Consider the following 11,421-nt stretch of genomic DNA (forward strand, 5'->3'; position numbering starts at 1 on the left):
TATGAATAATGAATAAAAATATTGATGTTTGGTTGTAAAAAACATATTTTTATTTCATTATATTATGTTTTATTTACGAATAATGCATAAAAGGCACAAAATAATAAATTGAATTTTATTTAAATAAAATAAAATTTAAAACCAACGTCTTGTAAATAATGAGGTCAGCGTTTTTGGACTCAAAGTAATTATAAATCGAATTCTTTCGCCATAATTTTTATCGTTAAGTTCAAAACCGTTAGAGGAATATACGGGTAAATATAATTCAAAATAGTCTTGAACTAAATTTAAACGAATGCCGCTATCATAGATATATTGCGACTTATAACCCTGATTTTTAAACGTTCCAACATCGCCATACATTTCTATCCAATCCCAAATGGTAAAACTAGCATTTGCGGTTAGAATATATTGGTTGGCAAAACGAGTCGTAAATTTAGATTTAAAAGCGCCTTCTGCATTTACAAACTGCCGACTAAACAAGCCCGTACTTTCACTTCGTCCAATTAAGGCATAATCAAATAAATAGTCGGAAGGCCTATCAATTCCAAAGCTAAAAAAATCGTTAGAGGTATCGTTATGGGTAAAAACACCAGCAAAAGCTCTTAAATTGATAAACCTATTGTTTTCAAAAAGTTTTCGATATTGAATTTGCCCTGAAATTTTCCCAAAGCCTTTTGAAAGTTGAAAATCAGTTCCGTAAGAAAATTGTTCTATAAGTTCGCTAGTAGCATAACCATATCGTAAATTAAATACAGAGTAGTTTTCGGAATTTTTAGTAGAAACTATATTTGATTTTTCTCTGTTTACATAAACATTTCGTATAAAAAAGCCTTCGCCTTCATTTTTTCTAAAATTTGGATGTCTAAATCTGAAATTTACACTTGGCGTAATTTTAGTATAAAAAGCATCGGGAGCATAGTGTAAGCGAGTTCCTGAAATAGCATATCGAGTGCTAAAATGAGTGCTGTTTCGGTTTAGCTTGTTGAAGCTGAATCCAGCACCTCCAGCAAGTGTTCCTGTTTTTGTAGAATAATTTGGCGTAATGTCGTAAATAAATGGCTTATCTATTATCGATTTGTTATTGAAATTCATACCAAGTAACAATCCGTCATACAAGTTGAATTCGGTTGTGGGCACAAAAAATATTTGGTTGTATTTTGGGTTTTCAATGTCTTTAAAAAAAGTAAATCTTATTTTTCTGTTCCCAAAAAATCGGTTTTTTAATTTGTACGAATTGTTATTGTTATTTAATTCTGGAATTTCATACGTATCGTTTAAAACGAACTTAGTTATACTATCGTTTTGTATTGAAAATTTAAAAATGTCGGATTGATTTTCTATCCAATTTTTACTGACTAATTTATTTTTATGATATCCTGAAATAGAAATAGGCACTTTAGCATCACCTGCATTTTTTATTGTTACGTTTATAGTATCGTTTGTTTTTTTTGCTTGAATAATTTTGTAATCAATTTTATTTCTCGAATAAATTAATTCATTAAAAAACCAATTTAAATCTTGTTTTGAATTGTATTCTAAAATTGACTTAAAATTATAATTATCAGTATATTTGAATTTATTTAATTCAATATATTGTTTAATTGAATTTTCTACATAATTTTCTCCTAAATAAGCGTTTAAATAATGAAGTGATAGCCCGGATTTAAACTTTCCGGCTATTCTTTCATTGAATTTTATTTGTGTGGTTTTATTTGTTCCAACGGGTTGATCAATATTTTTTCGCGCCATTAAAAGATAATTATAAATGAATTGTTCGGTAAAATTCATAGAAATTATCTTATACTTTTTTAGTATTTTAAATCGAGATAGTTTTCCAAAAGCTTTAGTTTCGGGATAGTTTTCATCGATATATTTTTTTAAATAATAATGCTGAATGCCTTCTAAAATCCAATGGTCTTTTCTGAAATTAATTTTCAAATTCGCCATTAAATAATTATTTAAATAGGTTTTTAAGAATTTCAATTCAAAAACAAAATCATCGTTAAATGGAGAAATAAAAGAAGGCAGTTCATTTAATCCATAAAACGCTTCACGGTCATAGTCTTCCTGCGAAACCATAATTTTATTTTGTTGAGATTTCCCTAAATTATCAGTTACATAATTGGTAATTTTATCAATAATTTGTTTCTTTTGGTTTTCACTTAAATCTACAGATTTTAGATTGCTGATAGTTGTTATTTCGTTATTTTTATAGGTTTGGTAGCTATTTTTCTTTTCTAGTACAATTACAAAATTAGTGCGAAAATCACCTATTAATTTAGAAGAATTTGGAGTCGTGTTTTCCACTTCCAAATCAGAATTTATAATGTAGTTATCATGCTGTATTTGAATACTATAACTCGCTATCTCTGAAGTTAAATCATCGCTATTTTCTTCGCTTTGTTGTTCGGAATGAAACCTAGAAAGTGTTAAAAAAAAATTTCTTAAATACAGTTTGTTTTCTGAGTAGCCAAATTTTGTGAATTTAGAGTTAGGCAGCGTTATTTCATATGCAATTTTGATAGTAGTAAATTCTCCTATAGCCAAAGGTTTTTCGAGAGGAATGATAACAATATCGATTTGATTTGGTTTTCTGAAATACAATAACGACTTTTTATTTGTATCTGTAATTTCAATAATATTGGTTTCTCCGCGTTCTGCTTTGCTTGAAAGATGATAACTTCTATTGAATTCATCTGAAAACTTTTTTGCTAATGCTGAATTTTTACTAGAGAAAGCATGATTCCAGTCGTTTAGGATAATTTCTGTTAGCGTAGTATTTGAAGTGTTTTTAATCGTAATTTCTTGGAAAACAGTTACTTTCTTTCCGTTTTCAAGGAGTTTTGCTTCAATAGTAATCTCATTCTGGGAGAAGGATTGTAGGGCAAATAAAATAAAAAATACGATTCTAATTTTTGTCATTTTTTCTTTAAAGAAGCCAATATTACTAAAAAAAAGGAAATAATCATAAGAAATCACTTTAATTATAACTAATTTTGTGTAACTTTTCAAATGAAAATAAAATGAAAATAATATTATTTTTATTACTTCTGATTTCCAATATTACTTTTTCTCAAGTTGTAATTAATGAAATAGACCCGGATACCCCTTCTACAGATCAAAAAGAATTTATCGAATTAAAATCCGCTACATCCAATTTTTCATTAAATGGGTATGTATTGGTTTTTTTTAATGCTTCAAGTACAAGCCCTTACGCTGGAACGTTAAGTTATAACGCTATTGATTTAGATGGTTATACTACAGATGTAAATGGGAATTTTTTAGTTGGTAATGTTTTGCTTTCACCAACACCTGCCTTGTCAATGTTGGATGCTACGCTGCAAAACGGACCTGATGCTATTGCATTGTATCAAGCAAATGATACCGATTTTCCTTTAAATACACCTGCAACAGCCACGGGTTTGATACATGCTATTGCGTATTCAAGCAATGGTACCACACAACCATCGGCGTTAATGGCTATTTTAAATGTAACGATTTGTGTAAACGAAAATGCAACATCAAATGCGGCCAATCATTCAATTCAAAGAAAAGCTGATGGTACGTATGAAGTAAAATTGCCAACACCTGGAATGAATAATGATGGAACAGGAATTGTTTTAAATTATATGACTACCACTTTTAATGCGAATACCTATACTGAAGGACAAACCGTTACTATTACATTTACTACAGATACGCCAGTAACCGCAACTACTACTTTTTCCATTTCTTTAAACAATGGAAATTTTAATTCAGCAGATTATACTTTTGATACTACTAATTCAGTAACCATACCTTCTGGTGCGACTTCAGTTACAAAAACAATTACTTTAATTGATGATACTTTGGAAGAAGGCGATGAAGAATTTGTCCTTTTTATTTCGGGTTTACCCGTAAATGTGGTTTCGAATAATAATTCAATCGTAAGGCGAGTGGCAGATACGGATTTCCAAGTCTTAAATTTTGGAACACCTTTAGCGCCTACTTACAACACGGTTTCAAGTACTGCTCCAGCAGGTTATTACGCTTCGTTAGAAGGACTTTCTGGTGCGGCATTAAAACAAGCTCTTCAAAATATAATTGCGAACCCATCTGTGGTACGATTACATAGTTATGCTGATATTTGGGAAATTTTAAAAACTTCGGATCAAAATCCTTTGAATAGTGGCCAAATTTGGGAAATTTACTTGGAACAAACGATGTCTAAAATAGACCAACAACAAAGTTCAAGTATTGTGGGTAAATGGAATAGAGAACACATTTTTTGTCAATCGAGAGGTGGTTTTGAAGTAGCTAATAATGATTTTGCAGATGGAATAGGGGTTTGGACTTCCACGAGTGCTGCTGCAACTGTAGACGGTGTTTCAGACGCACATCATATAAGAGCAGTAAACGGACAAGAAAATTCATCCAGAAATAATAAAAATTATGGCCCGGTGAATTCCGCAACTGTTTATGCAGGAGCTACAGGAACTCAAGGTTCTTGGCGTGGTGATGTAGCAAGAGCTTGTTTTTATATGGCGGTTCGATTTAATGGTTTAAATGTTGTAAATGGTGATCCAAGCGAAAACAATGGCGCAAATCCTTCAGGAAATATAGGTGATTTAGCAACTTTATTAACTTGGAATGCCTCGGATCCTCGAGACGACTTTGAAATGAATAGAAACAATTATATTCAAACCTGGCAACAAAACAGAAATCCATTTATAGATTATCCGTTATTGGCGAATTATATTTTTGGAGCGCAATTCGGACAACCTTGGTTTGCGGCTTTGGCTTCAGAAAGTTTTGAAACTACAGATGTAAAAGTATATCCAAATCCGGCTACAGAACATATTTTTGTTTCAGGTATTGCGAATATTTCTAAAGTGGAAATTTTCTCTTTGTTGGGAACGAAAGTTTTTGATAAAACAGTTCATGAAGACCAACTAATTCCTATTTCTTTTCAAGCAGGAATGTATTTTGTTAAAATTAACACAAATGATAAACAAATCATAAAAAAAATAATCGTGAAATAACGTAAAATTGTTTCATTATCAATATTTTTGTAAAAAAATAACAACTCAATATAATTTATACAATGAAAGTAACAATAGTAGGAGCAGGAAATGTAGGTGCATCATGTGCTGACGTAATTTCTTACAGAGGAATTGCAAGTGAAGTAGTTTTATTAGACATTAAAGAAGGATTTGCTGAAGGAAAAGCAATGGACATTATGCAATGTGCTACAACTACAGGATTCAATACACAAGTTTCCGGAGTAACAAATGATTATTCTAAAACAGCTAATTCAGATGTAGTAGTAATTACTTCTGGAATTCCAAGAAAACCAGGAATGACTCGTGAAGAGTTAATTGGTATCAACGCTGGAATTGTAAAATCTGTTGCAGAAAACATTTTAAAATTTTCTCCAAATACCATTATCGTAGTAGTGTCTAATCCTATGGATACTATGACGTATTTGACTTTAAAAGCTACAGGTTTACCAAAAAACAGAATTATTGGAATGGGTGGTGCTTTAGATAGCTCACGTTTCAAATATTATTTATCAAAAGCATTAAACAAACCAGCTAATGACGTACAAGGCATGGTTATTGGTGGTCATGGTGATACGACTATGATTCCATTGACTCGTTTGGCTTCTTATAATGGTGCGCCAGTGTCTAACTATTTATCACAAATTGAATTAGATAAAGTAGCGGCTGACACTATGGTAGGTGGTGCTACATTAACAGGTTTATTAGGTACTTCAGCTTGGTATGCTCCAGGAGCTTCTGTAGCGTATTTAGTAGATTCTATCTTAAATAACCAAAATAAAATGATTGCTTGTTCTGTTTTATTAGAAGGTGAATACGGACAATCAGACATTTGTTTAGGTGTACCCTGTATTATTGGTAAAAACGGAGTACAAGAAATTGTTGACGTAAAATTAAACGATGCTGAAAAAGCTACTTTCGCAAAATCAGCAGAAGCGGTACGAGCTATGAATGGCGACTTAAAAGCGGTTTTGTCATAAACGCTTTTTAACTATATATAAGGCCTGTAGGAATTTCTTACAGGCTTTTTTTGTTTGAATAGGTACGCAGATTTGGCGGAATGTTATTGTTTGTTTTATGATTTTAAGCAGATTTTTTTTGAGTTCTTTGCGAAACACCTTGCGCGCTTTGGGGCTAAACTTTCAAACTTCTTTTCTCTTTATATAGCAACTTATAGTCTCGTACATATTAAACCGTCAGTTTTTTTACAATTTCTGCAACAGGTAAAATGGCGTGCGTGTTTTCAATACTTGGTCCTGCAACCCAAACTGTTTTGTAAGTTACTTCAGTTGCTGCTTTTTCTGTTGCTTTCATTCCGATGTAAAAACGAATCATTTTTACCCACTTTTTCAAGCTTTTGTTTTTGTTTAAAACTTGTTCTAACCAAGTAGTTTTTGTGCCTACTTTTTGAACATAAGGCGTATTTATAACGGAACAAGGTGTGCCAGAAATACGTTCAGTCATTATAATGTCTTTAGCGCCATAATCTACACAGGCTTGTTTGTATTCTTGCGAAACGCCAGATTCTGTTGAAGCAATAAACGGACTTCCAACAGAAACACCAATTGCACCAAAGGAAAGCATTTTATCAATATCCGATTTTTTACTTACACCACCAGCTGAAATTACGGGTAGGGTAGTGCCTTCGTTTAATTGTTTGATTAAGTCTTCGGGCGAAATATTTCCTCTGTGTCCGCCAGCTTCATTATTTACAGCCACTAATGCATCTGCACCTAAACGCTCCACTTTTTTGGCGAAGCTTAAATCGGTGACATCACAAAAAACTTTGATTCCAACTTTATGTGCTTTATTAATTGTTTCTTCTGGTGAACCTAATGACGTTAAAATAAAATCGACTTTTTCTTCACATAAAACACGTAATTGCTCTTTGTATTTAAGGTTCGATTTATTTACAATTAAATTAAAACCAAAGCTACCGCCTTCCACTTTAGCATTTCTCAATTCGATGATGGCACTTCTTAATTCTTCTAAAGTTCTGTAGTTTAAGGCTGGAATACATCCCGCTACACCGCTTTTCATACCTTCAATAACCATTCTTGTATTGGATACCAAAAACATGGGCGCCATAATTATGGAGTGTTTTATATTTAAAATTTCGGTTAATTGAAGTTTTGACATATTTGTAAGTTTATTCAAATATACTAAAAATAATAGGTGTACATATGAAATTTAAGCACAGAAGAATGCAAAGTCTTTTTATTCTAAAATTTATTTTCTTGGATCGTAGCGACGCGTAATGGCGTTGAACTTATATTTATTTATTTGAGTTTTTGTAGATAAATGCACTTCAAAATCTTTGGTTAAAGTAAATTCAAACCCTTCTCTTCTTGTTTTATCAACGGTTTGCGACGCTGTTTTGTTTTTATCCAAAAATTCAATTTCTGTAATTTGACTTACCGTTTGAATGTTTCCTATAATTTTTAGTTTGGTGGTAGATAGTTCCCATATTTCGTTGGAAGTGATTAATGCGTTTTCTTTTTTTAATTTGGTTTCAGTCAAAATATTCTCGGTATAACTAAAGTGATATAATTTTACAGTACCAATAGTAAACGATTTGATTTTAAAATTTGTAGGTTGTTGTGCTTTGTCTTTTGCAGTTAGTTCTTTAAGAATAATGGTTTCTTTTTTTCCAGCATTATCAAGTAATATCGCTAATTTTTGTTTGCTGCCCTCGGTAATAATTTCGGCTTTTAAATTTTCAAAAGTGGCTAAAGCTGTAGGAGTTCCTTTTACAGGTGTTTTAGGTTTTTGAGCGAAACTAACAGTAGTTAATAGTAGTAGTAAAGTAAGTAGTACGTTTTTCATTTTGAAAATTATTAAGATTTTGGTGTTACCAAAGTACAAAATAATTTTCATAAAAAAAACCGTCAAGAAATTTTCTTGACGGTTTGATTTATATTTTAAAAAGAATTAGTCTTTTTGAGATTGAACAGCTAAGTTGTAAATCACTAAACCAAATCCAATTTTGTTGATAGCATCAGCAATGTTGTATGCAATATCAATATTTCCTGAAGGAATCATTGAGTTGTACCATCCTGTTGTCCCCATCATGTATCCTAAAGGATAGATAGCCCAACCTACTAATACGAACCAGCATAAGATTTTGTGAGCAGCTAATACGTTTCCACCAGCAGCTTTTGCTAATTTAGATGCAGATCCTAACCAAATTTCATAAACAATTACAAAATAAGCTAATCCTGAAATTCCACCCCATAAAGCAGCTGAATCTTTGTAAACTGTTTCACCTAAGTAACCAGTTACTAACATCACTACAGATAAGGAAATCATTTTCCATAACAAATCTGTTTTTGCACCAGCAACTTTTAAGATTAGGAAAAACTCTACACACATCAACGGCACTGTTAAAACCCAGTCAACGTATCTAAAAAATGTTGGAGATTGTCCAACTTCAGCCCAATATTCTTTCATGTAGAAATAGTGAACTGCAGCAATAAATGTTATTAATCCAGAAACCAGTACAGATGTACGCCATTTTTTATCAAATTGATTTAATGATAAAAAGAAAAAAGCAGAAGCTGCCATCATTGCCATACATCCCACAAAGAAAGTAAAGCCTACGTAATCATTTGGTAACATTTCTTTCATTAATAATAAATTTTTCATAATTTTTTGTTTTTAGTTAATAATAAATGTTAATTTGTTTTATCAAAATTATAAAAACAATTTTTAATAAACAAATTTTTTGTTTATTAGTTTTAAAAAAAGAGTAAACAAAATGAATTTTATCAGTAAATTTTCCATAATTATTAGTTTTTTTAGTCTGTGGTTATGTTCGTTTGTTTCGCCCGTAAATCAATTATTTATTGGGTTTGTTTTCATTTTAAGTTTTGGAATCTTGCATGGATCGAATGATATTTTTGTTTTAAAAAAAATTTTAATAAAAAATGAAAATTTTTCGTTTTTTAAAATTTTAGTGCTATATGTGTTATTTATTTTGTGCTGTATTTTACTTTTTTACTATTTTCCTTCTTTAATATTATTCTTGTTTATTCTATTTAGTGGTTATCATTTTGGAGAACAGCAACTTATATTTTTAAATAATAAAACGGAATCTAGTAGTAGTTTGTTTTTACAATCCTATCAAACCCTATATGGATTATTGATTTTGTTTTTATTATTTGAATTTCACAATAAAGAAGTCATTTCCGTTATTTCAGATATTTCAAAGATTTCTCTACATCCAGAACTCATTACCTATAGTTTGTATACAATAGTATTTTTATTTTCTATTTTTTCTATCGTTATTTTGAAAAAAAATCTAAAATATAAAGATTTTCTTATTAAAGAATTATTTTACTTATTGGTGTTTTCTATCATATTTAAAGTAGCTTCACTTATTTGGGGATTCACTATTTATTTTGTAATTTGGCACAGTTTACCATCAATTATGAATCAGGTGAGCTTTTTATATGGTGATTTTTCTTTTAACAATTTTTTAAAATATTTTAAAACAGCTCTTCCTTATTGGTTAATTTCTTTATTTGGATTAGGACTGTTTTATTTTTTTTCTAATGAATTGAAATTGTTTAATTCATTATTTTTTAGTTTTTTAGCAGCAATAACTTTTCCGCATGTGCTTGTTATATACAATATGATTAGAAAGTTTAAATACACCAAGTAATTTTTTTCCTTCTTGTTATTGAACTTTATTAAGTTTTTAAATTTATTATTTCATTTTAAAAAATTAAGATTATGAAAAAAATACAAACGTTACTCAACTTTTTTTTAAGTGAAAAGTTTAAAGATAAGAGCGAAAATGTTATTATATATATTTCAATTTTTGCTTTTATTATTCATTTGTTATTTATTTTTTTAAATAAATTTAATTTATTTAATCTTGCACTTGTTTCAAGTTTATTCAGCAATCCAATAGCCGCAATTTATACGCCGTTTTCATTTATTCTTATTTATGAAGTATATTTATTGGTCTATTATCTACCAAAATCTACTACAATATATATAGGTAAACAATATGAAATTATTTTATTAATCATTATCAGAAGAATTTTTAAAGACATTTCAAATCTAGAATTAACTCGAGATTGGTTTGCTGTTAAGTACGATTTAATTTTTTTATATGATATTGTAGCCGTTATAGTTTTATTTTTTCTGATATTTATTTTTTACAGATTAAGTGACTTACAAAAAAAGGAGGCTTTTATTGGTAATAAACTTGAGCGATTTATTAGTATAAAGAACGGAATTGCCTCTTTTTTAGTACCTATTTTATTGATTTTATCCTTTTATAGTTTTTACGATTGGATTATAAAAAGTTTCTTTTCTGTGAATGCCTTAGTATATAATTTTGAAGATATTAATAAAATATTTTTTGAGGATTTCTTCACGGTTTTAATTTTGGTAGATGTACTAATTTTACTTTTTTCATTTTTACATTCAGACAAATTCAGTACTGTAATAAGAAATTCTGGTTTTATTATATCTACTATAATGATAAAGTTATCTTTTAACACAGAAGGTATATTGAATGATATTTTGTTGGTTTTTTCTGTTGTATTTGGAATATTAATTTTATATATTCATAATAAATACGATAAACTTAAAAAGAATATTTAAACCCAGATTGTTATTAAATATAGATATACAAAAAAACCGAGTAATTTCTTACTCGGTTTTTTGCTATTTAAATTTAAGGTTTACTCGTAAATCTTACTTCGTAACTCGTAAATTATTTTACTTCTTCAAATTCTACATCTTGTGTAGTATCAGCTGAAGCTTCTGGTTCTGCTTGTGCAGCTCCTTGAGCATCTCCAGTGTTGTACATTTCAGCAGATGCGTTTGTCCAAGCCGTATTGATTTTTTCTAAAGCAGGCGTAATTGCAGCAACATCTTTTGCTTCGTAAGCCATTTTTAATTCAATTAAAGCTAAGTTAATCGCTGTTTTGTTATCTTCAGATAATTTTTCACCAAATTCACCTAATTGTTTTTCCGTTTGGAAAATCATAGAATCTGCTTCATTTACTTTATCAGCCGTTTCTTTAGCAATTTTATCTGATTCAGCATTTAATTCAGCATCTTTTTTCATTCTTTCGATTTCTTCAGCAGTTAAACCAGAAGACGCTTCGATACGAATATCGTGAGATTTTCCAGTTCCTTTATCAGTTGCAGAAACTTTAATGATACCATTGGCATCAATATCGAAAGTTACTTCAATTTGAGGAATACCTCTTGCTGCTGGTGGAATACCATCTAAATGGAAACGACCAATAGTTTTGTTATCTGCTGCCATTGTTCTTTCACCTTGAATAACGTGAATTTCAACACTTGGTTGGTTGTCTGCAGCCGTTGAGAAAACTTGAGATTTTTTTGTTGGGATAGT

At 30.1% G+C, this 11,421-nt stretch carries 9 protein-coding genes; 4 read left to right on the top strand and 5 right to left on the bottom strand.

The genetic code is table 11. The features are described 5' to 3' along the window. Positions 1 to 135 precede the first annotated feature (135 nt). Complete coding sequence (locus ABWP78_RS07830; protein ID WP_353170321.1) at positions 136 to 2,925, bottom strand: gluzincin family metallopeptidase; 2,790 nt, start codon at positions 2,923 to 2,925, stop codon at positions 136 to 138. 101 nt (positions 2,926 to 3,026) lie between these two features. Between ABWP78_RS07830 and ABWP78_RS07835 the strand changes: the two genes are divergently transcribed. Further along, positions 3,027 to 5,024 (top strand): endonuclease, encoded by a 1,998-nt coding sequence (locus tag ABWP78_RS07835; RefSeq protein ID WP_353170323.1) that lies wholly within the window; start codon positions 3,027 to 3,029, stop codon positions 5,022 to 5,024. A gap of 62 nt (positions 5,025 to 5,086) precedes the next feature. Further along, positions 5,087 to 6,022: a malate dehydrogenase gene (locus ABWP78_RS07840; RefSeq protein WP_353170325.1), complete on the top strand. Its 936-nt coding sequence runs from the start codon at positions 5,087 to 5,089 to the stop codon at positions 6,020 to 6,022. A gap of 208 nt (positions 6,023 to 6,230) precedes the next feature. Here ABWP78_RS07840 and ABWP78_RS07845 read toward each other — a convergent pair whose 3' ends face one another. From ABWP78_RS07845 to ABWP78_RS07855, 3 genes are all read right to left on the bottom strand, one after another. After that, positions 6,231 to 7,181: an NAD(P)H-dependent flavin oxidoreductase gene (locus ABWP78_RS07845; RefSeq protein WP_353170326.1), complete on the bottom strand. Its 951-nt coding sequence runs from the start codon at positions 7,179 to 7,181 to the stop codon at positions 6,231 to 6,233. Between the two features lie 90 nt (positions 7,182 to 7,271). Then, positions 7,272 to 7,868 carry a hypothetical protein gene (locus tag ABWP78_RS07850; RefSeq protein ID WP_353170328.1) on the bottom strand — a complete coding sequence of 199 codons (597 nt, stop codon included), beginning with the start codon at positions 7,866 to 7,868 and terminating at the stop codon, positions 7,272 to 7,274. A 105-nt stretch (positions 7,869 to 7,973) separates the two neighbouring features. Further along, positions 7,974 to 8,687 carry a bacteriorhodopsin-like gene (locus tag ABWP78_RS07855; RefSeq protein WP_353170330.1) on the bottom strand — a complete coding sequence of 238 codons (714 nt, stop codon included), beginning with the start codon at positions 8,685 to 8,687 and terminating at the stop codon, positions 7,974 to 7,976. A gap of 112 nt (positions 8,688 to 8,799) precedes the next feature. Here ABWP78_RS07855 and ABWP78_RS07860 point away from each other — a divergent pair, with 112 nt between their 5' ends. Both ABWP78_RS07860 and ABWP78_RS07865 read left to right on the top strand, forming a co-directional pair. After that, positions 8,800 to 9,705: a Brp/Blh family beta-carotene 15,15'-dioxygenase gene (locus ABWP78_RS07860; RefSeq protein ID WP_353170332.1), complete on the top strand. Its 906-nt coding sequence runs from the start codon at positions 8,800 to 8,802 to the stop codon at positions 9,703 to 9,705. A gap of 71 nt (positions 9,706 to 9,776) precedes the next feature. Continuing rightward, complete coding sequence (locus tag ABWP78_RS07865; RefSeq protein ID WP_353170334.1) at positions 9,777 to 10,658, top strand: hypothetical protein; 882 nt, start codon at positions 9,777 to 9,779, stop codon at positions 10,656 to 10,658. Positions 10,659 to 10,770: 112 nt separating this feature from the next. Here ABWP78_RS07865 and ABWP78_RS07870 read toward each other — a convergent pair. Further along, on the bottom strand, positions 10,771 to 11,421 hold a 651-nt coding region (locus ABWP78_RS07870), incomplete at its 5' end, for an Hsp70 family protein (RefSeq protein ID WP_353170336.1).

Source organism: Flavobacterium sp. (assembly GCF_040402955.1).
GTDB lineage: Bacteria > Bacteroidota > Bacteroidia > Flavobacteriales > Flavobacteriaceae > Flavobacterium.

Coding starts and splice junctions, on each gene's coding strand:
- ABWP78_RS07850 (WP_353170328.1), bottom strand. CDS start 7,868: ATGAAAAACGTACTACTTACTTTACTACTACTATTAACTACTGTTAGT.
- ABWP78_RS07855 (WP_353170330.1), bottom strand. CDS start 8,687: ATGAAAAATTTATTATTAATGAAAGAAATGTTACCAAATGATTACGTA.
- ABWP78_RS07835 (WP_353170323.1), top strand. CDS start 3,027: ATGAAAATAATATTATTTTTATTACTTCTGATTTCCAATATTACTTTT.
- ABWP78_RS07830 (WP_353170321.1), bottom strand. CDS start 2,925: ATGACAAAAATTAGAATCGTATTTTTTATTTTATTTGCCCTACAATCC.
- ABWP78_RS07860 (WP_353170332.1), top strand. CDS start 8,800: ATGAATTTTATCAGTAAATTTTCCATAATTATTAGTTTTTTTAGTCTG.
- ABWP78_RS07840 (WP_353170325.1), top strand. CDS start 5,087: ATGAAAGTAACAATAGTAGGAGCAGGAAATGTAGGTGCATCATGTGCT.
- ABWP78_RS07865 (WP_353170334.1), top strand. CDS start 9,777: ATGAAAAAAATACAAACGTTACTCAACTTTTTTTTAAGTGAAAAGTTT.
- ABWP78_RS07845 (WP_353170326.1), bottom strand. CDS start 7,181: ATGTCAAAACTTCAATTAACCGAAATTTTAAATATAAAACACTCCATA.